The organism is Wolbachia endosymbiont (group A) of Andrena fulva (genome assembly GCF_964026815.1).
Taxonomy (GTDB): Bacteria; Pseudomonadota; Alphaproteobacteria; order Rickettsiales; family Anaplasmataceae; genus Wolbachia; species Wolbachia pipientis.
Genome location: NZ_OZ034701.1, coordinates 855,534 through 882,462 on the forward strand (window position 1 = coordinate 855,534; position 26,929 = coordinate 882,462).

General features: G+C 37.1%; 24 protein-coding genes. 12 read left to right on the forward strand and 12 right to left on the reverse strand.

Annotated elements, in window-relative coordinates:
- Positions 1 to 86 precede the first annotated feature (86 nt).
- Both murB and hemC read right to left on the reverse strand, forming a co-directional pair.
- Entirely contained in the window at positions 87 to 974 is an 888-nt protein-coding gene (gene murB / locus AAGD84_RS04265; RefSeq protein ID WP_253303484.1) for a UDP-N-acetylmuramate dehydrogenase, read from the reverse strand.
- Entirely contained in the window at positions 965 to 1,843 is an 879-nt protein-coding gene (hemC, locus tag AAGD84_RS04270; RefSeq protein ID WP_264723448.1) for a hydroxymethylbilane synthase, read from the reverse strand. The genes murB and hemC overlap by 10 nt, the downstream gene beginning before the upstream one ends.
- Positions 1,844 to 2,727: 884 nt before the next feature.
- On the opposite strand from hemC, the gene odhB reads away from it, so the two are divergent.
- Positions 2,728 to 3,900: a 2-oxoglutarate dehydrogenase complex dihydrolipoyllysine-residue succinyltransferase gene (odhB, locus tag AAGD84_RS04275; protein ID WP_265037777.1), complete on the forward strand. Its 1,173-nt coding sequence runs from the start codon at positions 2,728 to 2,730 to the stop codon at positions 3,898 to 3,900.
- A 75-nt stretch (positions 3,901 to 3,975) separates the two neighbouring features.
- Here odhB and AAGD84_RS04280 read toward each other — a convergent pair whose 3' ends face one another.
- On the reverse strand, positions 3,976 to 4,620 hold the full coding sequence (locus AAGD84_RS04280) for a tetratricopeptide repeat protein (RefSeq protein ID WP_341817843.1): 645 nt from the start codon (positions 4,618 to 4,620) through the stop codon (positions 3,976 to 3,978).
- Positions 4,607 to 4,888, reverse strand: coding sequence for a tetratricopeptide repeat protein (locus AAGD84_RS04285; protein ID WP_341817844.1), 282 nt, complete (start codon positions 4,886 to 4,888; stop codon positions 4,607 to 4,609). The genes AAGD84_RS04280 and AAGD84_RS04285 overlap by 14 nt, the downstream gene beginning before the upstream one ends.
- Between AAGD84_RS04285 and AAGD84_RS04290 the strand changes: the two genes are divergently transcribed.
- Genes AAGD84_RS04290 through AAGD84_RS04300 form a run of 3 tightly spaced genes read left to right on the forward strand, consistent with a single transcriptional unit; the run spans position 4,865 to position 6,851 of the window.
- Positions 4,865 to 5,389 (forward strand): hypothetical protein, encoded by a 525-nt coding sequence (locus AAGD84_RS04290; RefSeq protein ID WP_341817846.1) that lies wholly within the window; start codon positions 4,865 to 4,867, stop codon positions 5,387 to 5,389. The two genes, AAGD84_RS04285 and AAGD84_RS04290, sit on opposite strands and share 24 nt — an antisense overlap.
- Positions 5,374 to 6,675 (forward strand): group II intron reverse transcriptase/maturase, encoded by a 1,302-nt coding sequence (gene ltrA, locus AAGD84_RS04295; protein WP_341817847.1) that lies wholly within the window; start codon positions 5,374 to 5,376, stop codon positions 6,673 to 6,675. The genes AAGD84_RS04290 and ltrA (AAGD84_RS04295) overlap by 16 nt, the downstream gene beginning before the upstream one ends.
- Positions 6,676 to 6,686: 11 nt before the next feature.
- Complete coding sequence (locus tag AAGD84_RS04300; RefSeq protein ID WP_265038441.1) at positions 6,687 to 6,851, forward strand: hypothetical protein; 165 nt, start codon at positions 6,687 to 6,689, stop codon at positions 6,849 to 6,851.
- 33 nt (positions 6,852 to 6,884) lie between these two features.
- On the opposite strand, the gene pyrF is transcribed toward AAGD84_RS04300, so the two are convergent.
- The 3 genes from pyrF to AAGD84_RS04315 form a co-directional block, all read right to left on the reverse strand.
- The gene (pyrF, locus tag AAGD84_RS04305) at positions 6,885 to 7,559 is read right to left on the reverse strand and encodes an orotidine-5'-phosphate decarboxylase (protein WP_006280567.1); all 675 of its coding nucleotides are present in this window, start codon (positions 7,557 to 7,559) and stop codon (positions 6,885 to 6,887) included.
- 30 nt (positions 7,560 to 7,589) lie between these two features.
- Positions 7,590 to 9,065, reverse strand: a complete 1,476-nt coding sequence (locus AAGD84_RS04310; RefSeq protein ID WP_410541706.1) for an AAA family ATPase — start codon at positions 9,063 to 9,065, stop codon at positions 7,590 to 7,592.
- A gap of 72 nt (positions 9,066 to 9,137) precedes the next feature.
- Complete coding sequence (locus AAGD84_RS04315; RefSeq protein WP_341817849.1) at positions 9,138 to 11,798, reverse strand: valine--tRNA ligase; 2,661 nt, start codon at positions 11,796 to 11,798, stop codon at positions 9,138 to 9,140.
- 259 nt (positions 11,799 to 12,057) lie between these two features.
- On the opposite strand from AAGD84_RS04315, the gene AAGD84_RS04320 reads away from it, so the two are divergent.
- Complete coding sequence (locus tag AAGD84_RS04320) at positions 12,058 to 12,933, forward strand: hypothetical protein (RefSeq protein ID WP_341817851.1); 876 nt, start codon at positions 12,058 to 12,060, stop codon at positions 12,931 to 12,933.
- A 101-nt stretch (positions 12,934 to 13,034) separates the two neighbouring features.
- On the opposite strand, the gene AAGD84_RS04325 is transcribed toward AAGD84_RS04320, so the two are convergent.
- A complete protein-coding gene (locus AAGD84_RS04325) occupies positions 13,035 to 13,550 on the reverse strand; it encodes a gamma carbonic anhydrase family protein (protein ID WP_264723319.1) in 516 nt (171 codons plus the stop codon).
- Between the two features lie 144 nt (positions 13,551 to 13,694).
- On the opposite strand from AAGD84_RS04325, the gene secG reads away from it, so the two are divergent.
- Genes secG through AAGD84_RS04340 form a run of 3 tightly spaced genes read left to right on the forward strand, consistent with a single transcriptional unit; the run spans position 13,695 to position 16,052 of the window.
- Positions 13,695 to 14,015 carry a preprotein translocase subunit SecG gene (gene secG, locus AAGD84_RS04330; RefSeq protein WP_264723320.1) on the forward strand — a complete coding sequence of 107 codons (321 nt, stop codon included), beginning with the start codon at positions 13,695 to 13,697 and terminating at the stop codon, positions 14,013 to 14,015.
- Positions 14,015 to 15,619, forward strand: a complete 1,605-nt coding sequence (locus AAGD84_RS04335; RefSeq protein WP_264723321.1) for a CTP synthase — start codon at positions 14,015 to 14,017, stop codon at positions 15,617 to 15,619. Before secG ends, AAGD84_RS04335 begins: the two co-directional genes overlap by 1 nt.
- Before the next feature lie 25 nt (positions 15,620 to 15,644).
- A complete protein-coding gene (locus tag AAGD84_RS04340; RefSeq protein ID WP_264719318.1) occupies positions 15,645 to 16,052 on the forward strand; it encodes a nucleoside deaminase in 408 nt (135 codons plus the stop codon).
- Between the two features lie 71 nt (positions 16,053 to 16,123).
- On the opposite strand, the gene AAGD84_RS04345 is transcribed toward AAGD84_RS04340, so the two are convergent.
- Together AAGD84_RS04345 and AAGD84_RS04350 are read right to left on the reverse strand one after the other, a co-directional pair.
- Positions 16,124 to 16,864, reverse strand: a complete 741-nt coding sequence (locus AAGD84_RS04345; RefSeq protein WP_341817853.1) for a hypothetical protein — start codon at positions 16,862 to 16,864, stop codon at positions 16,124 to 16,126.
- A 62-nt stretch (positions 16,865 to 16,926) separates the two neighbouring features.
- On the reverse strand, positions 16,927 to 17,790 hold the full coding sequence (locus AAGD84_RS04350) for a hypothetical protein (RefSeq protein WP_341817854.1): 864 nt from the start codon (positions 17,788 to 17,790) through the stop codon (positions 16,927 to 16,929).
- On the opposite strand from AAGD84_RS04350, the gene AAGD84_RS04355 reads away from it, so the two are divergent.
- The 3 genes from AAGD84_RS04355 to AAGD84_RS04365 are packed head-to-tail and all read left to right on the forward strand — an operon-like array spanning position 17,779 to position 19,723.
- Positions 17,779 to 18,291 (forward strand): hypothetical protein, encoded by a 513-nt coding sequence (locus AAGD84_RS04355; RefSeq protein ID WP_245611107.1) that lies wholly within the window; start codon positions 17,779 to 17,781, stop codon positions 18,289 to 18,291. The two genes, AAGD84_RS04350 and AAGD84_RS04355, sit on opposite strands and share 12 nt — an antisense overlap.
- Positions 18,276 to 19,577, forward strand: a complete 1,302-nt coding sequence (gene ltrA / locus AAGD84_RS04360) for a group II intron reverse transcriptase/maturase (protein WP_341817847.1) — start codon at positions 18,276 to 18,278, stop codon at positions 19,575 to 19,577. Before AAGD84_RS04355 ends, ltrA (AAGD84_RS04360) begins: the two co-directional genes overlap by 16 nt.
- A gap of 11 nt (positions 19,578 to 19,588) precedes the next feature.
- Positions 19,589 to 19,723, forward strand: coding sequence for a hypothetical protein (locus AAGD84_RS04365; protein WP_265037924.1), 135 nt, complete (start codon positions 19,589 to 19,591; stop codon positions 19,721 to 19,723).
- On the opposite strand, the gene AAGD84_RS04370 is transcribed toward AAGD84_RS04365, so the two are convergent.
- The gene (locus tag AAGD84_RS04370) at positions 19,694 to 22,999 is read right to left on the reverse strand and encodes a tetratricopeptide repeat protein (RefSeq protein WP_341817855.1); all 3,306 of its coding nucleotides are present in this window, start codon (positions 22,997 to 22,999) and stop codon (positions 19,694 to 19,696) included. The genes AAGD84_RS04365 and AAGD84_RS04370 overlap by 30 nt on opposite strands.
- Positions 23,000 to 23,248: 249 nt before the next feature.
- On the opposite strand from AAGD84_RS04370, the gene secA reads away from it, so the two are divergent.
- A complete protein-coding gene (gene secA, locus AAGD84_RS04375) occupies positions 23,249 to 25,909 on the forward strand; it encodes a preprotein translocase subunit SecA (RefSeq protein ID WP_006280033.1) in 2,661 nt (886 codons plus the stop codon).
- Positions 25,910 to 25,912: 3 nt separating this feature from the next.
- On the opposite strand, the gene AAGD84_RS04380 is transcribed toward secA, so the two are convergent.
- Complete coding sequence (locus AAGD84_RS04380; protein WP_341817856.1) at positions 25,913 to 26,842, reverse strand: ankyrin repeat domain-containing protein; 930 nt, start codon at positions 26,840 to 26,842, stop codon at positions 25,913 to 25,915.
- Between the last annotated feature and the right edge of the window lie 87 nt (positions 26,843 to 26,929).

Here is a 26,929-nt window from a genome sequence, read left to right on the forward strand (position 1 = left end):
GGTTTCTCTATGATTATTTTTTTAGATTACTTGTTTACCTTATTTGCCGTTCTCCTGAACGAATATACATAAGCTATAAAAACTATCTAATAGCTACCCAAAACCCTTATTTCCCACTCAAGTTCAACATTAAATTTATCCTTTACTGCATCTTTTACTTTGTTGCCAAGGTTTTCCAAGTCAGATGCAGTTGCATTATCGTAATTGAGCAAGAAGTTACAATGTTTCTTAGAGATTCTAGCTCCACCAATATTTAACCCTAGGCAGCCAGATTTATCAATTAACTCCCATGCTCGGTAGTTTTTTGGATTTTTGAATATGCACCCAGCAGTTTTTCCTCTTATTGGCTGGCTTTTATTTTTCCTCTCAATAACTTCCTTTAACCTTTGCAGTATAAGCTCATACTCTGAGTTTACTCCTTTAAACTCAGCTTCAACAAAAATCCAATTTCCTTTTAGGCTATGTCCACGGTAAAAATACCCCATTTCTTCGCTGGAGAACTCATATAGGTTTCCATCCTCTAGATTCACTGCTTTTATGGATTGTACAACACTTGCGATATCACTACCATATGCACCTGCATTCATTTCTATTCCGCCACCAACTGTTCCTGGAATTCCAACTAGAAACTCCAACCCACTAATCTGCTGATTTCCCGCAAAGTGAGCAAGGTTGCTGAGCAGCACAGCTCCCCCAGCTACAATAGAGTTGTTACCCTTACTTTTAATATATGCAAACTCCTTACCTAATTTTACTGTTATTCCTCGAATGCCACTATCTCGCACTATTATGTTGGATGTTGCACCAATAACGCTAACTGGCAGTTCAGTATTTTTAATCAAGTATGTTAAATCTTCAATATCACATGGTTTAAATAATACATCAGCTCGTCCACCAACATTTAACCACGTCGCTTTAGACATTAAGACATCATAACGATAGATTCCACGTACTTTAGGTAAGCTTATAAGCATTTTGATTTCAACTCTAATCCTGCATCCATACCCATTTTCTCCGCATCTTCTATAAATGAAGTGCGCTCAGTGAAGTATATATTTTTTCCACTTGCTAACATACAACGAAGGTGTAGCATATTTTCGCTCACATATTCAGCCAAAGCTGCAAGTGGTGTAAAACATGAACCATTCACTGTCTTCATAAAACTGCGCTCTGATTTCACTCCTATAAAAGACATATTATTATTAATTTTCTCTAAAAGATCGATAATTTTTACATCATTCCTTCTACATTGAATACAAACCGCCCCCTGCCCCACTGCACTTAACATAACTTTTGGTGGCAATACCTCTGTAATCAAGTGATGTTTTTCTAATCTTATGAGTCCTGCTTCAGCTAGAATTATTCCATCAAAACTTTGATTTTGCAATCTGGTTGTTACATTTCCACGTAGCGATATTATATTTAGATCTGGTCTAACATTTAACAACTGAACTTTTCTTCTTATTGAAGAAGTGGCAATAGTAGCCTGCTGTGGCAAAGACTCAAGGCTATTGTGTTTATGAGAAATAAACGCATCGCATGAACTTAGCCTTTCTAAAACACAAGAAATTGTTAAACCCCCTGAGAAAAACGCAGGCACATCCTTTAGCGAGTGAACTGCCATGTCTATATTATTTTCGAGCAATTCAGTCTCAATTTCTTTAATGAATAATCCTTTACCTCCTATTTCAGCAAGATTTGCGTTTGCATACTTATCTCCAGAAGTTTTTATTTTAATAATTTCAATAGATAAGTTAGGAAAAGAATCCAGCAACTTTTGTTTTGCTTCCAAAGCCTGGGCAACTGCAAGCTTGCTTCCTCTGGTGCCTATTTTGACTAGCATGTGTACGATTGTTTGTCTGATGTCATTCAAGTAGCTAACTACTTGGATCCAGTTTATATAAACCTTTGCATTTATTGTACTTTAACTTAAAACCAAAAGCAACTTTGACTTTACAAAATAATAACCTTTTATATGCATAAATAAGCTTACTGGATTCTAGTACTTGCATGACAAGGTATAAACCTTATCGTCATACCACCGCGAACCGTCATACCGTCACGGTATCTCTAGATCCCGCTAACAAGCAGCGGGATGACGGTTGTCGTTTAGCTATAAATATTAAAAAATTTACCAAGCGAAAAAAAAGGCAAAAGAAGCCCCGTGGTGGTTGGCTATTTACTATGTACTAAAATATCGGCGTTTTTTTTATTCTAAAACGCTTGATTAAGAGCGATTTAGCTGCTTTTAACTTGCAACTAACCTACACCGCAAGTGTTTAAGAAATTTACTAAGCAGGAAAAAAGGCAAAGAAACCCCGTAGTAGCTAGCATTCAAATTCTCCCTTGTCAATTTGACGTTTTTTGCTGTCTTAAACGCTTTGTAAGCGCGTTTCGGCTTATATAGGTAAAAACCTAAAAATTTTTAAAGACATGCGATGCACGTAGTGCGAAAAATTAAACATGAGACGCCAAATACCCTAAGTTTTTTGTCATTAACCTGCACAGATTGCGAAGATAAATAAATAGCTTCAGTACCATGATAGGGGGGCTGACAAAGCTTGTCAAGGAATTTTTATGGCCTAGCGTCACGTGCTGGAATGACATTTGGGAATATGTTATCCGTTTGTCACTTCTAAATGATAAGAGCCTCAATGAATTTATTAGTTTATTACATGTCTCTTTTCATGTATAAATCTATAGAAAGTTTTATACGGAAGTTGTTTTATGAGCAAAATTATAGAAATCAGAGCACCAAAAACTCTTGGTGGTGAATCAGTTACAGAAGGTATAGTAAAAATAAAGAAGGGTATTGGAGAAGCAGTAAAAGTAGATGACTTGATCTTTGAAATTGAAACTGACAAAACAGCACTCGAATTAACTGCAGAAGCTTCAGGGCAAATAACTGAATTTCTTATAAAAGAAGATGATGTAATAAGTCCTGATCAATTGTTAGCGAAGCTTTCCATGGGAGAAGTAAAAGAGGAAGCGAGAAAAGAAGATAAAAGCGAAAGTGCTGCTAAAAAAGATGCTCCATCAGCTCGTAAAATTATGGAAGAAAATGCAATCAGTGCAGAAAGCGTCAAAGGAACTGGCATGGGAGGCAGAATAACAAAAGCAGATGTGATAGGCCATATGAACAAAGCTGAACAACCTGCAATAAAACAATATGAATTGCCAAAAAGTGTAGTAAATGGAGAGCAAAGAGAGGAACGAGTAAAAATGAGCAAAATAAGGCAAGTAATTGCCGCTCGTTTGAAAGCATCGCAAAATACTGCTGCAATACTGACCACGTTCAATGAAATTGACATGAAGAATGTCATGGATCTAAGAGCAAAATATAAGGACGCCTTTGAAAAAAAATATGGAATAAAACTTGGTTTTATGTCGTTTTTTATAAAGGCAGCGGTGCAAGCATTGAAAGAAATTGCTGAAATTAACGCTGAAATCTCAGGCGATGAAATCATATATAAACATTACTATGACGTAGGTGTTGCTGTTGGCACCGATAAAGGTCTTGTTGTACCAGTTATTCGGGGTGCCGATCAGATGTCATTTGCAGAAATTGAGTTGACTTTAGTTGCTCTTGGCAAAAAAGCTCGTGAGGGTAAATTACAAGTATCAGAAATGGAAGGTGCAACATTTACCATCTCAAACGGTGGAGTATACGGTTCACTTCTTTCCACTCCGATAATAAACCCTCCGCAATCTGGAATACTTGGAATGCATTCAATACAAAACAGGCCAGTTGCTGTTGGTAATGCAGTAGAAATCAGACCTATGATGTACATTGCTCTCTCTTACGACCACAGAATAGTTGACGGCAAAGGAGCAGTAACTTTCCTTGTTAAGGTAAAAAATTACATAGAAGATCCAAACAGATTAGTTTTGGAAGTGTAGCTCAAATGAGTTGTTGTTAGTCTAGTATTGCTCAAAACCTAAACTTTGTCTAATTCTGCCAGCAGTTTAGCAACTTCAGAAATGATTAGGACTCTGATGTTCCTTAAAGATAGATACAGCCCGTGCAAACGACTCCTGTTGTTTCTTGTGGTCACCTAAGGTACCATAAACTTCACATAAGTCTGCCAGTAGTTTGGCAACTTCCGGATGATCAGGGCCGTAATGTTCTTCAAAAATAGGAAAGGCCTGTTCAAGCAGCTCCTTTTTTTCCTTATGGTCACCTAAATCCCCATGAGTGCCACCGTGGCTTACCAGTAGCTTAGCAACTTGAATATGACCAGAACCATAGTGTTTCTCAAAAACAGGTGAAACCCGCTCAAACAACTCTTTAGCTTTCTGAGGATTACCTAAATCCCTGTAAACATTACCTAGATTTGCTAGTGTTCTAGCAACTTCAAAATGATCAGGCCCATAATGCTTCTTTTGAATCGCTAGAGCCCTTTCAAGCAGCTCTTTAGCTTTATGAGGGTTACATAAATCCTTGTAAGCGTTACCGAGACTCACCAGTACTCTAGCAACTTTAAAGTGATCAGGGCCATAATGTTTCTCAAAAATAGGTAAAGCTCGCTCAAGAAACTTTTGTGCCTTCTGGGGTTCGCCTAAAGCCCCATAAGCGTTGCCTAGAATTTCCCATAGTTCAACAACTTCAGAAGTAATCATGGCTATGATGTTTCTCAAGGATAAATGAAGCCTGTTCAAGCAACTCTTTTGCTTTCTTGTGATCACCTAAAGCCCCATAAGTGTTACCGAGGTTTGTCATTGCAATGGCGACTTGAAAATGATCAAGCCCATAGTGTTTCTCTTGAATTGCTAAAGCCCGTTCAAACAACTCCTTTTTTTTCTTATGATTACCTAAATCCCCATAAGTAATACCTAGGTTTGTCAGCGTTCTAGCAACTTCGAAATGGTCAGGGCCAAGGTGCGCCAAGAAGTGCTTGGAGAACAGTTGGTGAAAATCCAACACAAACAAAGTCTAGCCAACAGTTTGGAACAGACCACTATGTTGCATGAGGTAACGAGTGTAATAGAGCTAGTGGGATGGACAATGCAGGGCACAACGGAAGTGAAGGAGTGGAGTCCCGAAATACCTGAAGACATAGAGGTCGACATGTTCATGGCCATGGAAGACAGCATGAAGGATAACGTAAAGGCAAGTTATCACTCACTCTATCGGGATCTGAGACCGTGCCATGTATTGAAATGGACTTCAAGTGAACTTGGGAGATCCCATGCATTCCTATTAAGGTACGTTGGAACAAGTCAACAAAGGCAAGAACTAGCGGAAGATGCAGGGGAAGTCGGACTGATTGATAGTACTCAGAATGTGGGAAAGCCACGTACAAGGGGAAGCGATCAGCAATATAGTAACTGGAATAGGGATTGCTATGCCAATACAACGGAGGTAGGAATAACATGCGATATAAACTAAACCAGATAGCAGTAAGAGCAAAGCAAGATAAGCGACTAAAATTCACATCGTTAGTCCATCTGATAAATACAGAGAATCTTGCGAGATGTTATAAAGAACTGAAGCGTAACAAGGCTTGTGGAGTAGACCAGATAACAGTGGAATCATACGGAGAAAATCTGAATGAGAAACTCGAAGTGCTAGTAGAAAGTATGAAGAGGAAGCAATATCAACCACAACCAGTAAAGAGGGTATATATACCGAAAGCTGGAAGTAAAGAGAAACGCGGACTCGGAATACCATCGACCGAGGATAAATTAGTACAGATTATGCTGAAGAAGATATTAGAAAATATTTACGAGGCAAACTTTCTGGACAGCTCATATGGATTTCGACCAGGAAGAAACTGTCATCAAGCGGTAAATGCACTAGATAAAGCAGTTATGTACAAGCCAATAAACTACATTGTAGAAGTGGATATCAAGAAGTTCTACGATAATATACAGCATAAATGGCTAATGAGGTGTCTAAGGGAACGAATAACTGACCCAAATTTGCTGTGGTTAGTAAAGCGGTTTCTCAAGGCAGGGATAGTCGAAGCTGGAAATTATGAAGCAACAAAACAAGGTACACCACAAGGCGGTATAGTAAGTCCTGTATTAGCAAATATATACTTACATTATGTGTTGGATTTATGGATAGAAAAGAAATTTAAACCAAGATCCAGAGGATATATACAAGTAATAAGGTTTTGCGATGATTTTGTGGTTTGTTGCGAAAGTAAGGTAGACGCGGAAGAATTTCTGGAATTACTGAAACAAAGGCTAAATAAATTTGGGTTGGAAGTATCTGAAAACAAGACCGGAGTAGTAAAGTTTGGCAAGAGGGAGTGGCAACGAGCGATAAGAGAGAAACGAAGGACGGAAAGTTTCAATTTTCTGGGGTTTACGCACTATGGTGCAAAAAGTCGTCGTGGTAGATTAATGATGGGACATAAAACCTCTAAGTTAAATCTAGCCAGAAAACTAAAAGAAATCAAGGAGTGGTTGAAAATAGTCCGCGGAAGTATTCGACTTAAAGATTGGTGGCAAGTACTGAAGGCTAAATTAACAGGACACTATAACTACTTTGGTATTAGCGGAAATTATTGGTGTTTGAAACAATTTTACACATCAGTAAGAAAGCTAGCATTTAAATGGATAAATCGGCGTAGTCAGAAAAAGAGTATGACCTGGGAACAGTTTGTACACTACGTAGAAGTAAATCCATTACCAAAGCCAAAAATACATTTTTCTTTATATGCATAAGAGGGACGACTGTGAAAACTAATATTGATGAGCCGTGTGCGGGAAATCTGCAAGCACGGTTCTTTAGGGGGAGTTGTAGTAATAAAACTCAAACGAGAGGAGTAAAGCTACAGCTTCTACCGAACATTACTTCGCGTATTATTCTATTGATATTACTCATGCTTATTCCTAATTAATATGTTAGTATTTTTATAAATTAAGTTATTATATTAAAATTCTTTCATGGATTTCAATATTAGCTCCGCACTACTTGTAGTTTTTGTAATGGGTCTGCCAATGACGATATAATCAGCTCCTGAATTTATTGCTTCTTTTGGTGTTGCTGTTCTTTTTTGGTCGTCATGACCTGGATCTATACGAATTCCTGGAGTAATAATTTTAAAGTCTTCACCGCATTCTCGGCGCACTTCTTGAGCTTCTAGTGCAGAACAGACTACTCCATGGAGTCCAATCTTTTTTGCAAGCTTTGCAAGCAAAATTACCTGTGATTTTGCCTCTCTTGCTACTCCAAGCTCGTTTAAATCCTCATTGCTCATACTAGTTAGCACTGTCACTCCAATCAGCTTTATTTTTGTGCCTTGCACTACACTTAGCGCTTCTTCAAGCATTTTTGTTCCACCGCTGATGTGCAGAGTTAACATTTCAATGTTCAGAACTTTTATTACTTCAACTGTTTTGGCTACAGTGTTTGGAATGTCATGCAATTTCAGATCTAAAAAAATTGGTACATTGCATTTTGCAACTTCTTGCACTCCAGAAAGACCTTGAGCAGCAAAAAATTCTAATCCCAGCTTTACCATGCCAACTTTACCACGCAGAGCATTAGCTAGAGAAATAGCCTTATTTAAGTCTTGTGTATCCAGTGCGCATATTATTGGGTTCATTATCTTGCATGATTTATCTTATAATAAGACTCATTGTTGTGTTTTGCAAATACTTTCACTCTGATTGAACTGACTGCGTTCATAAGATTCTGTCAATAGTGAATTTGGCAACTTGGTCGGGGTGGATGAGCGACTGACAAATAATGATTCATATCCAAGATCTTCCAGCGAAGAAGAAGGCGTTTCGTCTGGCAAAAGCCGTGCAATTTCTCCTTGTAACGCAGACTTTAATATTTGAATCGTATCTAATATTGCTTTTCCATCATTATTTCTTATTGGTTCTTCTATATTGTCTGTTACGCATCTTATCAACAGTTGCGCAAAATTCACTTGTTTTTCTTTCTCTTTCAAAAAATCTTCTATTTGACTGTCTCGTTCTAAAAGTGAATTTCTTAAACTTTTTACTTCATTATTACAATCTTTTCTTATCCCATCTAACTCAAAAGATTGATTTTTAATTAAACCATTTGCTTCATCTAACTCTTCTATACGATTAGTTGCAGCAATCACCGTCACACCTTTTCTAAATTCAAATCCATCCAATTCAGCTAATAAATTATTTAAAGATTCTACATTATTATCACTGCGTATTTTGCCAATGCTATCAATTTCATCTATAAAAATTATACAAGGAGTGTTTTTTTTTGCTTTCTCAAAAACCTTATTTATATTTGACACATTAAGCAAATCAGATCCAGAAACACTTATAAATGCAGATTTGAATCTAGTTTCACTTGCAATCGCCTTAGCAGTCATAGTCTTACCAGTTCCTGGTGGACCATACAAAATGTATCCTTCTCCTTTTTCTAGAGCATTTGGTTCACAAATCCTTATCAACTTTTGTTTTATATCGTTTTGAAGTATAACATCATCAAATGTTATCTTTCCTCTTTCTTCATCTTTTCCATAAAACTTCATCCGCAGCTCTTCTTTTACTTCAACTTTCTTTATGAGACTACCAAGCCTTTCTTCTAATTCCTCTTTTGTTATGAGACTACCAATTAGCTTTTCCATTTCATCGCTAAGCTTCTTACTTAGCTCTTCCATTTCACCTTTTGTTGTAGCATTATTAGCTTGCTTTGAAATTTCATCTAATTTTGCCGTGAAACTACTAATTAGCTCTTCCACTTCATCTTTTTTTGCAGCACTACCAATTAGCTTTACAATTTCATTGTATTGACTACTAAGCCTCTTATTTAGCTCTTTGATTTGAGGCTCTAAGCTTTGTATTATATTTTCTTGCTCTTTAGCTAATCCATTTTTTTCATTAGGTTCTGCTTTTTGTGCATCAAGCTTTTTATTCTGGCTGATCATTTTACATGAAAGTACAAGCACCAGAACAGAAAGTATAGACAAACTCAAAGCAACAGGAAGAGCTACATTAAAAGCTGCAACTGAAGACAAGAACTTAACATAAGGGGCAACAGCAAGTGTCCCAGACGCAAGCAATACCAAAGTAGCAAGAGCACCAGCTATAAGATATGGTGCATTGGTTTTACTATACAAATCCCTCATTATTCCCTCATACTAATAATGATTACAATAGCATGGATATTAAAGGAAGTAAAGCTATAAAAATCAGTATAAGTCTATATTCACTATGTATTTTCCGTCTTCAGTTTCAAGCTCAGACTGCATCCACTCTATCGTTTCCGCATTGCAAACTGCCTGCAAATCATTCTGTGCGGATTGATTCAATTTATCCTCTTGTACGCTCGCTTTTATCACCAATTTTTTTATCAAATGCTTAACTGATACATTATTATCTGCCTTTATCTTTCTGATAATGTTTAATATCTGAATAACATTATCTCCCATTTCCTCTGAATATTTATCGTAGATAAGTTCTTCTTTGCTCGGCCAATTACTTTGATTGTGTACAGAATTATAACTATAAAACTGGTGGTATATCTCTTCTGTAATGTAAGGCAAGAAAGGTGCAAATAACCGCAAAATAATATTCAGTACATACGCCAAGCTTTGTTTTGCACTTAAACTGCTTCCGTACGCACGTTTTTTTACTAACTCCAAGTAACTATCACAAAAATCCTTCCAAAAAAATTCCTCTATTACGCCCAAAGCTTCGCAGTATTCAAATTGTAATAGGTTGTTCGTTGCTCTTTCTATAACTTTGTATAACTTAGACAATATCCACTTATCCATTGTCTCGTGAGCAGAATTTATGCTCATCACTTGATGCTTTTCCATGAACATGGAAACGAACTTGCTAGCGTTCCAAAGTTTTGTAACGAGGCGCTTGCCAATTTTGAATGTATTTTCAGAGTAGACTGTATCAACTCCAAGCCTTGAGTTCGCTGCCCAATAGCGCACTACATCAGCTCCATAAGTTTCAAGTATTACATGAGGAGTGATGATGTTACCCTTTGATTTACTCATCTTTTTCTTATCATCTGCTAAACACCAACCGCTGATCATAATGTTTTTCCAAGGTAAAGAATTTGCATGATAATGTGCCTTTAAAATAGTATAAAAAGCCCAAGTTCTGATTATCTCATGGCTCTGGCTGCGCAGATCTGCAGGAAATATCGTATCATAGCGATGATTTGGTAAACTAAACTCACTGTTTACTGCCAGTGCACTCAGTTGAGGAGTAATTGAACTTGTGGCCCAGGTATCCATTACATCTTGATCTGGGATAACCTCTTCTTTGCTATACCCTTTTGGCAAATCTTTGAGTGGATCTATAGGTAGGTCCTTTATCTCAGCTAGAATAATTTTACCTTCTTCTCCCTTACGTTTGGAATACCATGCTGGAAATGGCACACCAAAATAGCGCTGCCTTGAAATGCACCAGTCCCAATTTAGCCCTTCTATCCACACTTCCATACGTTTACGCATATTGCTTGGGTGCCAATTGCATTCTTTTACTTTATCTAATACTTGAGTTTTTTGCTCTAAGGTCTTGATAAACCATTGATAAGTAGGTAATATCTCAAGTGGTGCACCAGATCTTTCTGCGCACTTAACAGAATGAGAAATGCTAGTGCTTTCTATCAAAAGTCCTTTTTTAGTTAGGATTTCGATCATCCTCTTTCTTGCTGCTGTAACTTTCAATCCATTTATTTCATTTAGTATATCGTCTGTCATCCGAGTAGCTGACACTGGGATCCATTCTTCTTTCTGATCACACCCACCTTCCTTTGTCATCTGAGTAGCCCTTTCTCCTGTCATCCCAGTAGCCCCTATGGTGTCATCCCAGTGCCCAGACACTGGGATCCATTCTTCTTTTTTCTGACCATACGCTGACATGATATCTTCCTCTGTCATCGCTGGCATTGGCTCTTTTTCCTGGATTCCAGTGTCAAGCACTGGAATGACATCATCTAGGTCCATCCTTCCATCCTGATCGATGATAATTTTCATCGGTAGATTATGCTTTTGCTGCCAATATATGTCGAGTTCATCACCGAATGTACAACACATAACAAGCCCGGTGCCTTTATCTATTTTAACCTTATCATCTGCTATTATTGGAACTTTCTCCTCTGTTATTGGCACTACCGCTGTTTTTCCGATCAGATGAGTGTAGCGCGTATCCTCTGGATGACAAAAAACTGCAACGCATGCTGGAAGTAGTTCAGGTCGCGTAGTTGCAATATTGATCTGCTCATTTTCTTGAGTAGAGAAAACTATCGTGTTTAAGGATGACTCAAAAACTTTATCTTCTATTTCTGCTTGCGCAATTGCTGTTTTATCAACCGGGTCCCAAAGGATGGGCTGCATTTTTCTATATGCATACCCTTTATTATATAGATCAATAAACGACATCTGTGAAAGCGTCACAGTTTCCTTGCTGATCGTGTGATATTCCAAATCCCAGTCATAACTAATGCCAACTGATTTAAATAATTCCTTGAATTCTTGCTTTGATTTCTCAATAACCTCATGGCACATCTCTATAAATTTTTCTCTGCCAACTTCTTTTGCACGGGTTTTATAGGTTTGTTCAACCAATCTTTCGGTGGGAAGCCCGTTATCATCAAACCCAATCGGATAGAAAACATCTTTTCCCAGCATGCGTTGAAACCTTGCAATAAAGTCCGTGTGGCAATAGCTAAATATATGGCCAATATGCAATTTACCCGATATTGTCGGTGGAGGTGTGTCTATAGTGAAAGTGTTATCCTTTTCACCATTCCATTTATAAACTTTACTGCCTTCCCATAATATGTTGCATTTGTCTTCAACTTCTTTAAAGCCGTATTTTTCTTTTAACATAAATATTTCTCAATTTTAAACCTTAAGCTAGCAACGTTATACCGCCGCGGTATCTCTAGATCCCGCTAACAAGCAGCGGAATGACGATGGTCGGTAAACCTAAATTACTTTAGCTATAGCACAATTAAGTAAATACGGCAATTTTACGCCAAAATTTTTTGTTTACGAACATAAATTTTCTATGCTATGATAAAAATATTACTTGACCTTAGGTTCTAAGGGTATTATGTAATGTTAATTATATATATTGAGGTTAAATATGCATAATTCAAATCAAAATCTTTCACCTGGAGCAACTTCACCAACTGATATAACATCTGATCAAGAAGGAACTATAAATAAAAACTCTATTGAATCAGGAACAGAGCAGTCGTTTCAAGGTTCTTCAGTTGGTAATCAAGATTCTTTAAATGATTATGTTGATGCGAGTAGCACGCCTGTGTCTGAAGGGATTAATGATACAATGCAGGTTGCCGGTGATAATGAGGTTACGTCGGGCAATAAAGGTAATCGAAGTGTTGTTTCTAGTGATAGCACGACATTAAGTGAAGGTTCTGTTAATGAGCAAGAAGGTGTTACTAAGTCAAAAAAAGGAAAAGGATCAACAAGTGAAAGACGACAACGGAGTAAGCAGCAGTTAAAAGAGAAAGACGAGGAAATAATAGCATTAAAAGCTCAACAAAATACACAAGAAGTTGCGGACTTACAGCAACAGTTACAAGCTAAAGACGAGGAAATAACAGCATTAAAAGCTCAACAAAATACACAAGAAGTTACAGACTTAAAGCAACAATTAGCAGATAAAGAGAAAGAAATAGCACAACTAAAACAACAACAGCCAAATGCTGAAGTTGACAAACTGAAGGCAGACTTAACAGCTAAAGAGAAAGAAGTTGACAAGCTAAAGAAGGAAAATAAAGAATTAGAAGCTGAAAACAAAAAAATTCAACAACTAAAACAAGGCAATGGAGCACGGTACACTGCTACTGTTGGTATGGGTCTTGCTGCTGGACTGATAGCATTTACTGCACTTGAACGTACAGTTAAGTTAGAGATGTTAGTAATGATTGGTATAGCAGTAGCATCTGCACTCGTAGCCGGTGGTATTACATATGCAGTATTACCTAGTACTTAAGTAGATGGGGCAAAAGCACAAGAAGTAAATGAGAATGGGAAAAAGAAGTAACAAGGGTTAAGCCGAAATGTACGTGTCAAGTAAAACACTTGACGCGAACTTCAGTTTTTGTATTCTTTTATTAGCATAATATAATTTTGTGCTGATTGTGCAATATGTTTAATTTCTTCATTCGACATTTTTTTGAAGAATTTTGCTGGTCTACCAGCCCATATTTCACCACTTTTTATCACTTTTCCGTGTGTTACCAGTGAGCCAGCAGCTACCATAGCTTCAGGCTCCACAACTGCATGGTCCATCACGGTAGAGCCCATACCAATAAACGCCTTATCATGCACCGTGCATGCGTGCAACACACAAAAATGTCCCACTGTTACCATGCTGCCAATAATTGTGTCACCACCTGGGTTTCTATCCACATGAATTACCGTTCCATCTTGAATATTTGTTCCATTACCTATTTTTATTGATCCAACGTCCCCTCTGACCACACAATTAAACCAGATGCTTGCATCTCTTCCTATTTCAACCTTGCCTATGATATGCGAACCACCTGCGATGAAAGCACTTTCGTCTATTTTTGGTTCATAATCTTTGTATTTTAAAATGTGATACATATTAAGCCCAAAGTCTTATGCATATGTTAATCAAAATAAGGTAGGCAGTAAATACATACTTAGATTTCAAACTACTTGGGTGACAGATGTTCTTGACTTACGTGCTTTGTACTGCTAAGATTTTTATTTTCAGCCCTATCTATAATGTCAGTAGCGGTATTAAGTATATTTCAAATAATATTGGTTGTTGTGTTAGTAATTTTAGTGCTCTTGCAGCCACCTGGGAGTAGTTCGTTAAGTGGTTTTAGTAATACACAACAGGGGGTCAACTCGATGATTCCAGTGAAATCTTCTGAAAACCCGCTCAGCAGAGTAACGGCTATTGTTGCTGGATTGTTTATTATAAATACATTGCTATTGTCAGGATTATGTTCAAAAGACGTACATAAAAAATCGATCGCAGAAAAAATTATATTAGAAAAAAAGCAAGAAAGTGAATCTACTTCTGTTCCATTTGAAAATTAATGAAGGAAGCTAAATTTATCTTTGTCACAGGTGGAGTTGTGTCATCGCTTGGTAAAGGCTTAGTTGCTTCAAGCGTTGGTGCGCTTCTTCAAGCTCACGGTTTTAAGATCCGTATCAGAAAACTTGACCCGTATCTCAACATTGATCCTGGGACAATGAACCCAACTCAGCACGGAGAGGTATTTGTTACCGAAGATGGTGCTGAAACTGATTTGGATCTTGGGCATTATGAGCGTTTTACTGGAATTAAAGCAACAAAAGATGACAATATAACAACTGGTAAGATATATCATGAGTTATTGAAGAAAGAGAGGCGTGGTGATTATCTGGGCAAAACTGTGCAAGTCATTCCTCATGTGACAGATTTGATCAAATCGTTCATTTTTAATGGTACGGAAGGTTTAGATTTTGTAATATGTGAAATAGGCGGAACTGTAGGTGACATTGAAAGCCAACCATTTTTGGAGGCTATACGTCAAGTTAACTACACATTAGGAAAACAAAGAGTTATCCTTATTCACTTAACTTTAATACCATATCTTACTGCAGCGCAAGAATTAAAGACAAAACCAACGCAGCATTCAGTTCGAGAGTTAAATTCCGCGGGGTTACAACCAGATATTATATTATGCCGCAGTGAGAAAGAAATTTTCGATAATCAAAGAGAGAAAATAGCTAAGCTTTGCAATGTTTCTTTATCCAATGTGATACCTGCTCCTGATGTGAGTCATATATATGAGTTACCGGTGTTGTATAGCCAATGTGGGCTTGATACGCAAATTTTGGAGCACTTTCATTTAAGTAAGCCAAAACCAAGCTTGACTGAATGGGATCAAATAGTGCATTCCATAAGGCACCCAACACAGGAAGTTACTGTATCTATAGTGGGAAAATACACCGAATTCCCTGATGCGTATAAATCACTAGTTGAAGCATTAAATCATGGTGCGATTAGTAATAAAGTCAAAGTAAGGATAAATTGGGTTAACTCAAGAGAGAAGGAAGAAAAACCTATAAATGAAAAACTTATAGGAGAGAAATTACAGAATTCTCATGCAATCCTTGTTCCAGGGGGGTTTGGTGATGACGGAGTAGAGGGTAAAATATTAGCAATAAATTATGCCCGTACAAATAATATCCCATTTTTCGGAATTTGCCTTGGTATGCAGCTTGCAATTATTGAATTTGCTCGTAATGTTGTTAAGCTTGAAGATGTACACTCTGAAGAATTTCGTAACTGTAAACATCCAATCGTTAAGTTAGCTGGCGATCAAGATGACGATCTTGGTGGAACCATGAGACTTGGGGCATACAAATGTAATATAAATGCAAACTCTAAAATGATGGATGCATATAGTAACACTACTATTTCAGAAAGACACAGGCATAGATACATAATCAATTCAGATTATAAAGATGATTTGGAAAAAAATGGGCTGCTATGCAGTGGCATATCAGAAGATGGAACGTGCATAGAGGCAGTGGAGGTAGAGAGTCATCCGTGGTTTATTGGTGTGCAGTTTCATCCAGAATTTCAATCAAAGCCGTTTTCTCCTCATCCTCTTTTCGTGTCGTTCGTTAAAGCAGCAATTGATAAGAAATAAGTGCCTAGTGTTTAAGTATCAATATATGGAGCTTGCCATAGAGCAAGCCAAACTCGCTCAAAAAAATGATGAGGTGCCCATAGGTGCTGTAATAGTGAGTGGAGACAATATCATTTCTTCTGCACACAATATATCCAGCGATCCAACTGCACATGCAGAGATGTTAGCGATCAGACAAGCATTTTCAACTTCCACGCTTTGTGATGCTGATATGTACGTAACATTAGAACCATGTCCGATGTGTGCTCAAGCTATTTCCTTTGCCAGAATTAAACGATTGTACTTTGGAGCTTATAATCCAAAAGGTGGAGGAATTGAAAATGGTGCTAAGATATTTCAATTTTGCAGCCATATACCTGAAGTTTATGGTGGGATATTAGAAACAGAATGCTCTTTTTTGTTAAAGGATTTTTTTGAGAAATTGAGAACATAGTTTAAGTCTATCAATTGTCATTTGCTTGCTTATCTCTGAAACTATCTTCACTTTTTTCCATATAGCCGCCTCTAGTCTAACTGTGCAGATCGATTTGCTGCCACGTGCGTAATAAGTACAACATTAGAGTTGCTAGATAAATTATTATTAGTACCAGCTTCAGCGGCCAAATAACGACCATCTTCAGTACATGTGAGTATATAATTTAATAGTGTTGCGGCTGCTTCCCTATCATTCAGTTTTGGGTCCAAACAATAATCTATCAATTTACTAATTGACTGTTTATTTGTAACTCGACCCTCAAACTCCCTGAGAGATCCTACTCTCTCTCCTAAGTTTATAACGAATTGCTGCGTTTCTTCAGGTGTAAGTTTACCTACTCTGTAATCTAACTCATTTGCGGTTCTTGCACGTTCTACTTCTTCGTGTCCATAGCAGCCTAATAGGTTACTTATTGCCTGTACCATACCATTTAGACTATTTGCAAGTTCTACTCCTAATATCCTATACAATGACTCTTGTACCGATGTCGTATAAACTTCATCAATCACTTCTTTCAGGCAGACCAGAGTATAGATTATAAATTTTCTTTCTTCTCTTGATTCTGATAGGCTCTTTAAAATATCAGTAAGAGTTGGTACTATAACATTCCGCACAACTTCTTGATTTCTTATTAAGTTTGGTACTGTATTTTTTAATACCTTAGCCCACTGCTTATCTTCAGGCAATTTTCTTTCACTTATGGCAGTTAAAATTGTACTTCCAAGAGTTGGATCAGTTATTGCCTGAAAAATAGCATATGATACTTCCAATGATAAATGGTAAACAAGCGATAATAGATGTAAATTGGAAATAGGAATGCTGGAGCGTATCTTTAGAACATCTTTAGAACATCTTTAACAGCAGCATAGAATTTCTTTAAAGTACTAGAATCTCTAGCACCTTGAAGTTCTTCAAAATTACTTAACTTATTAATGAAATTTTCTTGTATATTTTGAAATCTTGCTTCAATTAATTCCTTTTTGGATGTCATTTTTTTAGCTACACTTTCAGTCTTTTCCTTTACTTCCAGGTATAGTGCACCTGCTTCTGCTCCTCTTTCTGCTATAGTTGATAACCCGCTAAACAAATCATTAGCTGCTTCTTCTAGACTTATGTTAAATACAGCATTATTAACAATTACCTCGTGTTTGCGTTCCCCTTTTACTTTTTTATATAATACAAACAGAGACATAGATGCTATTGCAGTCAAAAAGAAGGTCACAGCTACTATTACTAACACTAGCGGAGACATTTTAATTAGAGTAAACGTGGCTGCAGCTCCCATACCAAGCGAAAACATCGCTACACATCCAACCGCTACTTGGAAATACAACTTACAGTTTTTCTTATTATTTGAAATGTTTGCGTTATTTGGAATGTCTGCTCTGTTTCGTAAAAGAAACCCGATACCTTCTATATCTCGATTCTGAAGAGCTTGTATCAGTAAAGATGACCCATTATGCGAAACATTTGCTCCTAGATCTATACAAGATTGAGCACTATCAAATAATTTATTGTTGAAAAAATACTCCAATAGTGTTTCACCAGAAGGCAATTTGAAATTTTTTACTAACTGCATGTTTTCACTCTGATCACCTCTTTCTATATATAGCTTGAATAAATAAACAGCTTCCCTAGGAGCTATTCTTGCGTGAAAAGCATATTCAAATGCTGTAAGGTTATCATGGTGCGCCAAGAAGTGCTTGGAGAACAGTTGGTGAAAATCCAACACAAACAAAGTCTAGCCAACAGTTTGGAACAGACCACTATGTTGCATGAGGTAACGAGTGTAATAGAGCTAGTGGGATGGACAATGCAGGGCACAACGGAAGTGAAGGAGTGGAGTCCCGAAATACCTGAAGACATAGAGGTCGACATGTTCATGGCCATGGAAGACAGCATGAAGGATAACGTAAAGGCAAGTTATCACTCACTCTATCGGGATCTGAGACCGTGCCATGTATTGAAATGGACTTCAAGTGAACTTGGGAGATCCCATGCATTCCTATTAAGGTACGTTGGAACAAGTCAACAAAGGCAAGAACTAGCGGAAGATGCAGGGGAAGTCGGACTGATTGATAGTACTCAGAATGTGGGAAAGCCACGTACAAGGGGAAGCGATCAGCAATATAGTAACTGGAATAGGGATTGCTATGCCAATACAACGGAGGTAGGAATAACATGCGATATAAACTAAACCAGATAGCAGTAAGAGCAAAGCAAGATAAGCGACTAAAATTCACATCGTTAGTCCATCTGATAAATACAGAGAATCTTGCGAGATGTTATAAAGAACTGAAGCGTAACAAGGCTTGTGGAGTAGACCAGATAACAGTGGAATCATACGGAGAAAATCTGAATGAGAAACTCGAAGTGCTAGTAGAAAGTATGAAGAGGAAGCAATATCAACCACAACCAGTAAAGAGGGTATATATACCGAAAGCTGGAAGTAAAGAGAAACGCGGACTCGGAATACCATCGACCGAGGATAAATTAGTACAGATTATGCTGAAGAAGATATTAGAAAATATTTACGAGGCAAACTTTCTGGACAGCTCATATGGATTTCGACCAGGAAGAAACTGTCATCAAGCGGTAAATGCACTAGATAAAGCAGTTATGTACAAGCCAATAAACTACATTGTAGAAGTGGATATCAAGAAGTTCTACGATAATATACAGCATAAATGGCTAATGAGGTGTCTAAGGGAACGAATAACTGACCCAAATTTGCTGTGGTTAGTAAAGCGGTTTCTCAAGGCAGGGATAGTCGAAGCTGGAAATTATGAAGCAACAAAACAAGGTACACCACAAGGCGGTATAGTAAGTCCTGTATTAGCAAATATATACTTACATTATGTGTTGGATTTATGGATAGAAAAGAAATTTAAACCAAGATCCAGAGGATATATACAAGTAATAAGGTTTTGCGATGATTTTGTGGTTTGTTGCGAAAGTAAGGTAGACGCGGAAGAATTTCTGGAATTACTGAAACAAAGGCTAAATAAATTTGGGTTGGAAGTATCTGAAAACAAGACCGGAGTAGTAAAGTTTGGCAAGAGGGAGTGGCAACGAGCGATAAGAGAGAAACGAAGGACGGAAAGTTTCAATTTTCTGGGGTTTACGCACTATGGTGCAAAAAGTCGTCGTGGTAGATTAATGATGGGACATAAAACCTCTAAGTTAAATCTAGCCAGAAAACTAAAAGAAATCAAGGAGTGGTTGAAAATAGTCCGCGGAAGTATTCGACTTAAAGATTGGTGGCAAGTACTGAAGGCTAAATTAACAGGACACTATAACTACTTTGGTATTAGCGGAAATTATTGGTGTTTGAAACAATTTTACACATCAGTAAGAAAGCTAGCATTTAAATGGATAAATCGGCGTAGTCAGAAAAAGAGTATGACCTGGGAACAGTTTGTACACTACGTAGAAGTAAATCCATTACCAAAGCCAAAAATACATTTTTCTTTATATGCATAAGAGGGACGACTGTGAAAACTAATATTGATGAGCCGTGTGCGGGAAATCTGCAAGCACGGTTCTTTAGGGGGAGTTGTAGTAATAAAACTCAAACGAGAGGAGTAAAGCTACAGCTTCTACCGAACACGTTTCTCAAAAATAAGTAAAGCCCGTTCAAGCAACTCTTTTGCTTTCTGAGGGTTACCTAAATCCCCATAAGCGTTGCCTAGGTTTTCTAGTATTATAGCAAATGTAAAATGATCGGAGCCGTAATGTTTCTCAAAAATAGGTAAAGCCTGTTCAAGCAACTCTTTTGTTTTCTGAGGATTACCTAAAGCATAATAAGTAATACCGAGGTTTATCAGCGTCCTGGCAACTTCAAAATGATCAGACCCATAATGTTTCTCTTGAATTGTAAAAGCTTGTCCAAGTAACTTTTTTGCCTCCTGAGAATCACCTAGAGCCCTATAAGTGGCACCTAGGTTTGTCAATAATTTAGCAACTTCAAAATGATCAGACCCATAATATTTTTCAAAAACAGGCAAAGCCCGTTCAAGCAACTCTTTTGCTTTCTGAGGGTTGCCTAAAGCATAATAAGCGATACCGAGGTTCGTCAGTGTTTTAGCAGTTTCAAAATGATCAAAGCCATAATGTTTCTCTTGAATTGCTAAGGCTCGTTCAAGTAACTCTTTTGCTTTCTGAGGGCCACCCAAAGCACAATAAGTGATACCGAGGTTTGTCAGTGCTCTAGCAACTTCGAAATGGTCAAAGCCATAATGTTTCTCTTGAATTGCTAAGGCTTGTTCAAGCAGTTCTTTTGCCTTCTTATAATTGCCTAAAGTACTACAAGCAATACCGAGGTTTCCTAATATTATAGCAAATGTAAAGTGATCAGAGCCATAATATTCCTTAAAGGTAGGTAAAGCCTGTTCAAGCAACTCTTTTGCTTTTTGAGGGTTACCTAAAGCCCTATAAGCGGTACCGAGACTTACTAGTGCTCTAGCAACTTCAAAATGATCAGAGCCATAATATTTCTTAAGGATGGGCAGAGCATGTTCGAGCAATTCCTTTTGTTTCTGAGGATTACCCAAAGCACCACAAGAATTGCCGAGGTCTTCTAGTATTATGGCAACTGTAAAATGATCAGAGCCATAATGTTTCTTAAGGATAGGTAAAGCCCGTTCAAGCAATTCCTTTTGTCCTCTAGGATTACCTAAATCAGAGTGTCCATTATCCATCCACATTAACAAATCTACAAGATAATCCTTCTCTATTGTTTGTTTTTTTAAAGGATTTTCTTTTAGCCAGTTATCTATATGTGATAAAAATGCTTCTAAATGTGGTAATAATTGTCGTTTCTTAGCACAGTCTTCTAATTTATCACTGCCATAAGGAAAGCTTTCTCTCAGTAATTCAAAAGTCTTTTCCACAACTTTTTCTTTATCTTGTTTTTCCAACTCTATTCTCGTTACTTGCTGTACTAACCTGTGAATATTGACTGAGCTTTGCTCTTCTCCTGAGCTGATCATTGAATATTGCTTAAGTAGTTGGATAGCATCACCTAACTTTTCTTCATTGCGTTCTACCCCTAAAAACATTTTTGCAGGAATGTTGTCAGAGGCAATATAGGCAATGATATCCAAAATTTCTTTGGCTTGCTGACCATACTCCGTGTTGTCTTTGATTTTATCAATAGTAATTCTCCAGGTTATAAAAGTTGTCTTGGTGTAGCTATTGTCGCTGTCTTTAGGAAACTTAAAATCAAGTAATTTTTCTGCTTCCTCTTTATACCTCTTTAAATAATCACTAATTTCAAACTTCAAGCCTACATTCTTTAATGCTACATCCCTTTCCTTTATGTATGCAACTGCCTGCTGCAGGGCTAAAGGAAAATGCTGTAATGTTTCTGCTAAATTCTTTATTTCATTTTCTTGTGATCCATCCTTTATATCCAGTGCTTTTCTAATGAAGTCTACTGACTCTGGTTCGGTAAATGTACCCAATTTTAATGGTTCTATATCTCCCCATTTTTGATTACGAGAGGTAATCAAAACACTAGGTTTATTATCATCAGATGATAAAAAGTGAGACGGTAAAAATTGACTAATACCAGCATCTTGACCTTCACTTCTATATTCTTCTGCGTTATCAAAAACAAAGAGACTTTTTCTCTTTGCAAAAAAAGCGTATATATCTCTTACAATAGATTCAATATCCCTATCTTCTGTAGGAACGCCTAAAAGACCTTTAGCTAATCTGAGAAAGGACTGCACCATAGTTTCATAGGTTTCGGCATTTATCCATATAATATTGTTATCATAATCTTTATTGTGCTTTTCAATATATTTTCTGACTAACTCATTCTTACCGATTCCTCCCAAACCACTGATAGAAGCTAGATGCGATATTACTGTGGCTACACCTTGACTTTTTTGTATTAATTTGTGTAGTTCTCGTAATTCTTCTGTCCTTCCAGTGAACGATCCTACTGGATTTCTCACCTCAAATCGAAAGCCTCCTAAGATTTCTTCTTTCATCTTGCGAAAGAATTCTCTTCCGTCTTCATGTGTAAGAAAACGTCTCCCTTTTTCTTTCAACCAATCTAGCATTTTTTCTTGGAAGCGAGCGTAAACATTCTGTCTATCAATATCATTAAATTGCTCGCCTAGCTCACTTTTGATAATATCCGCTAGTTTTATTTCATTGGGCTGATTTACTGCAAATACTAACTTATCAAAAAATTCTTTTATATTGTCTTCCAACCTACCTTCATTCATCATTCGTCCAAATTCACGTTGCCACGTCTGATTTCTTTCCAATTTCCTTTTTGAGTTCTGATCTGGCTTGTTTTGGAGTTTTTTTATCTCCTCTTCTAATTCTTCCATCGCTTCTTCTACAGCACTTTCAAATGCTGGTTGCACTACTGAAATCATGTTATTGTGAATATAAGAGAACTTATATCTAGTGCCACCATCTTTAAAAAAGACATCACTAGTGTCGATTACTTCAACTAAAATTTCTATTTCCTCGTTTGGTCCTAAAGTTTTTACCCTCAACTTCTTCACTGTGTTTCGTGCTGTGCTTTGATCCAGATCAAAATCGATATTAGTACAGATAATAAAATCTTTCAGGTTACCATCTGCAAAATCTTGATTATTTTTGATCTTTAGGTAAGAAACAAAATACTTTGCTAATCCAAACTCACCACTTTTATCTTTTGTAAGTAAGTTCCCTACTCCAATTTTCTTGTTATCTTCATCTTGTGTGTGTTTAGCCTGCAAAAAACGGTATACTTTCTTACTACCTTGGGTACATTCAAATACTAAATCATCGAATTTTCTGGCCTCTTCTATTTCTGTACCTAAGCGAAAAGAGTGCTGATAGAGCACTCCTCGATGCAAAAATAGCATCAATACCTTTAGCTGGTAGATATTACCGTGCATAACTAGTTACCTCATACAGGCTGCTATAAATTTGTTTGATCTAGAATTAAAGATTACCAAACACCTAAAATAATGCAATAGAGTCTTTATGTGTTGATAGAAAGGCCTTCGAGGGTAGGAATTGCCTGGCAAACTCTTAATTCTTGATTTAAAAAAGACTTTCCAAAGACTCCCCAAATCTAATATGTAATTGCTGTAGGCTGCATTTAGTAATATAATCTCATATTAAATAAGACTTTACTTAAGTTTATGCTAGATTCTCCGCTAATTTTGACAGCCATTCTTATATTTTTCATTTTTACGTTGTCATTCTTTTTTATAAGAAAGATATTTGGGTCAACAAATAAGAAGATAATAAAATCCTTTAGGAAAATTGTTCAGCAAATAAATGCATTAGAAACAGAAATGCAGAGCTTATCTGATGAGGAGCTTGCTGGTAAAACTGAAGAATTCAATCGAGAATTGAAAAATGGGAAAACGTTAAATGATCTTCTCGTACCTGCATTTGCAGTTGTGCGTGAAGCCTCTCGAAGATTTCTTAACATGAGGCACTTTGATGTTCAACTGATTGGTGGAATGGTGCTCCACAATGGCATGATATCAGAAATGAAAACAGGAGAGGGAAAGACACTCGTTGCAACTTTAGCAGCATATCTAAATTCCTTAGAAGGGAAAGGCGTACATGTCGTAACTGTTAACGACTATCTTGCAAAACGAGACACAGAGTGGATGAGCAAATTATATAATTCTCTTGGGGTTTCTGTTGCGTTTATTACGAATAACTTGACAGACGAAGAGAGGAAAGAGGCTTACAGTGCAGATATCGTGTATTCCACAAATAACGAGCTTGCCTTTGATTACCTGCGAGACAATATGAAATTTTCTCAAGAAGACATGGTTCAGAGAGGCTTTCACTACGGAATAGTTGATGAAGTGGACTCAATACTCATTGATGAAGCTCGCACTCCGCTTATTATTTCTGGCCCGGTTGAGGAAAACAATCAGATATATAAGCATATCAATAAAATAGTAACCAAATTAGTTGACTCCGATTATGAAGTAGATGAAAAAGGTAGAACGGTATTCTTGACTGAAGATGGTATTTCACGAGTGGAGGAACTACTAAGGTCATACAATCTCATTCCTGAAAATTCCTCGCTCTATGATACTGACAGCATGATAATGACTCATTATATAGACCAAGCATTACGTGCATATAAGCTGTTTACTGCTGATAAAGATTATATAGTAAAGGATGGCAAGGTAGTGATTATTGATGAATTTACTGGGCGTATGATGGAGGGCAGGAGATATTCCGATGGTCTTCATCAGGCACTTGAAGCGAAGGAGAATCTTGAAATTCAGCATGAAAACCAAACTTTAGCATCGGTCACATTTCAGAATTACTTTCGTATGTACAATAAACTTTCCGGAATGACGGGAACAGCAGCAACAGAGGCAGAAGAGTTTCGTGATATATACAGATTAAATGTAGTAAAAATTCCAACCAATGTACCTGTAAAAAGAGTTGATATTGATGATGAAATTTACGGTACAGAAAAGGAAAAATTTAATGCTGTGTTGAAGTTTATAGAAGAATGCTACAAACGCCTTCAACCGGTCCTTGTTGGCACGGTGAGCATCGAAAACTCTGAGAAGCTTTCTGCGCTTTTGCAAAGCCATTCTCTTAAGCATTCAGTATTAAATGCTCGTTATCATGAACAAGAGGCGTACATAATAGCGCAAGCTGGAGTGCCAGGTAGTATCACTATAGCAACTAACATGGCAGGACGTGGAACTGATATTCAGCTTGGTGGAAATGCTGAAATGATTGCAAAGGTGGAGCTAAAGAAGATAAAAAATGCTGATGAAAGAGAAAAAAAATACCAAGAAATAGTTGAAAGAGTAAAAAAAGATAAGGAAATTGCTATAAAAGCTGGTGGTTTATGTGTGGTTGGAACCGAAAGACATGAAAGCAGGAGAATAGATGATCAATTACGCGGCCGTTCTGGTCGTCAGGGGGATCCTGGACTTTCTAAGTTCTTTTTATCGCTCGAAGATGACCTAATGAGAATATTTGGCTCTGATAGAATGAGAAGTTTTTTACAAAAAGTAGGGCTAAAGAATAACGAAGCTATTCATCATCCATGGATCAATAAGGCACTCGAGAAAGCACAAAAGAAAGTTGAAGCTAGAAACTATGACGTGCGGAAATCTCTACTTAAGTTTGATGACGTAATCAACAACCAACGTAAAGTTATTTTTAAGCAGAGAAACAATATCTTAGGCAACGAAATTAATGATTTACTTGAAGTATATAGCGAAGTAAATGAGAGCGTAATAGAAGGTATAGTCCAAAGTGGCTATTATGAGGATTATATTGAAGATATAGTCAAAGAATTCCATACAAGGTATGGAATAACGCTTGATAAAGAAGATTTAGCAAAGTTTTTAAACAAACAAGAAGCTTTGGATTATATAAATGATAAGATACAAGAATTTTTTACTGAGAAAGAAAAATATTTCAACAGTCAGCACACTACAGATTTGTGGAATACGATCGTGAAGCAAATGATGATAATGACACTTGATCATTTATGGAGGGAACACCTTTCAGTTCTAGAGAGCCTAAGACAAAGCATAAGCCTACGTGCCATGGGGCAGAAAGATCCACTGAATGAATTTAAACGCGAAGCTTTCTTGATGTTTGAGTCAATGCTTGAAAAATGGAAGGAACTCACCATTCACCGCCTAGCGCACTTTAAGTTGGCAGATAACCAAGAGATAGGCAATAGGTTACATTCTGCTAGAAATAGCAGACTTCCCAAAGTCTCAAGAAACGACAAGTGCCCTTGTAATTCTGGAAAGAAGTACAAACACTGCCACGGCGCGGTTACTGTGGTGAATTAATAATTATGGTTGTACAGTTTGTTTATTTCCATCAACATTACTGCAGCTAACCTCACTTAGCTTACTGTTTAATGAATGCTCTGATGACTTATATGCAACCCCATAGGAAATTCCACCAACGATCAGTGCAGATGCCACAGTAATTCCAACTATTGCTAGTGCAGGTAATGCAGTAGCATAAATGAGTGCTAATGGAGCAACAATGGCAGCTAATATACCTACAGTAATTCCTGCTGTTATAGCTTTAGGTCTATGAATAAATGATGGATCTGCACCATAATTTAGCAGAAGTTTCGCTACTTTTGGATGTTGATAATTTAGTCTTGGATGTTCACCATGAGTGTAATAAACAGCATAATATAAAGGAGTTCTTCCGTCTTTATCTTGTGCATTAACGTCTGCTCCCTCTTCTAGCAAAACTTCTACTACTTGTGTGTATCCATTCTCAGCAGCATAATGTAAAGGACTTCTTCCATATCTGTCCACTACATTAACATCTGCCTCTTTTTTTATAAGATGTTTTACTACTTCTATATGACCACTATAAGCAGCATAATGCAAAGGAGTCCCTTTATCTTCATTTTGTGCATTAACGTCTGCTCCTTCTTCTAGCAAAACTTCTACTACTTGTGCATGCCCATGCTGAGCAGAATAATGTAAGGAGGTTTTTTCCCATTCATCTTGTACATTAACATTAGCTCCGTTTTTTGTTAAGTATCTTACTACTTTTTCATAGCCATTTTCAGCTGCTATAAGTAATAAATTGCACTTGAGCACTATAAACGTGTAATTTATATCAAATTCGTTTTTTTTCCACTCATCATATATAAGTTGATTTTCCTGCTGCAGCTTATCTTTAATTCTATCAATTAAATTTTCCTTACTCAGATCTGGACTACTGTTGACTTCTTGTAGTATTAACCTTAATGTCATTTCCTTCTCCAAGATATAAAATTTTATTATGGCATATGGAGTGGATTATGTCAATGAAAAACTAAGAAACTGGTTCTTCTTTTTTTC

Bases quoted from the DNA above. Each gene is read 5' to 3' on its own strand.
- murB (WP_253303484.1), bottom strand. From the start codon at position 974: ATGCTTATAAGCTTACCTAAAGTACGTGGAATCTATCGTTATGATGTC.
- hemC (WP_264723448.1), bottom strand. From the start codon at position 1,843: ATGCTAGTCAAAATAGGCACCAGAGGAAGCAAGCTTGCAGTTGCCCAG.
- odhB (WP_265037777.1), top strand. From the start codon at position 2,728: ATGAGCAAAATTATAGAAATCAGAGCACCAAAAACTCTTGGTGGTGAA.
- AAGD84_RS04280 (WP_341817843.1), bottom strand. From the start codon at position 4,620: ATGATTACTTCTGAAGTTGTTGAACTATGGGAAATTCTAGGCAACGCT.
- AAGD84_RS04290 (WP_341817846.1), top strand. From the start codon at position 4,865: ATGGTCAGGGCCAAGGTGCGCCAAGAAGTGCTTGGAGAACAGTTGGTG.
- ltrA (WP_341817847.1), top strand. From the start codon at position 5,374: ATGCGATATAAACTAAACCAGATAGCAGTAAGAGCAAAGCAAGATAAG.
- pyrF (WP_006280567.1), bottom strand. From the start codon at position 7,559: ATGAACCCAATAATATGCGCACTGGATACACAAGACTTAAATAAGGCT.
- AAGD84_RS04315 (WP_341817849.1), bottom strand. From the start codon at position 11,798: ATGTTAAAAGAAAAATACGGCTTTAAAGAAGTTGAAGACAAATGCAAC.
- AAGD84_RS04320 (WP_341817851.1), top strand. From the start codon at position 12,058: ATGCATAATTCAAATCAAAATCTTTCACCTGGAGCAACTTCACCAACT.
- AAGD84_RS04325 (WP_264723319.1), bottom strand. From the start codon at position 13,550: ATGTATCACATTTTAAAATACAAAGATTATGAACCAAAAATAGACGAA.
- secG (WP_264723320.1), top strand. From the start codon at position 13,695: ATGTCAGTAGCGGTATTAAGTATATTTCAAATAATATTGGTTGTTGTG.
- AAGD84_RS04335 (WP_264723321.1), top strand. From the start codon at position 14,015: ATGAAGGAAGCTAAATTTATCTTTGTCACAGGTGGAGTTGTGTCATCG.
- AAGD84_RS04340 (WP_264719318.1), top strand. From the start codon at position 15,645: ATGGAGCTTGCCATAGAGCAAGCCAAACTCGCTCAAAAAAATGATGAG.
- AAGD84_RS04355 (WP_245611107.1), top strand. From the start codon at position 17,779: ATGGTGCGCCAAGAAGTGCTTGGAGAACAGTTGGTGAAAATCCAACAC.
- ltrA (WP_341817847.1), top strand. From the start codon at position 18,276: ATGCGATATAAACTAAACCAGATAGCAGTAAGAGCAAAGCAAGATAAG.
- AAGD84_RS04370 (WP_341817855.1), bottom strand. From the start codon at position 22,999: ATGCACGGTAATATCTACCAGCTAAAGGTATTGATGCTATTTTTGCAT.
- secA (WP_006280033.1), top strand. From the start codon at position 23,249: ATGCTAGATTCTCCGCTAATTTTGACAGCCATTCTTATATTTTTCATT.
- AAGD84_RS04380 (WP_341817856.1), bottom strand. From the start codon at position 26,842: ATGACATTAAGGTTAATACTACAAGAAGTCAACAGTAGTCCAGATCTG.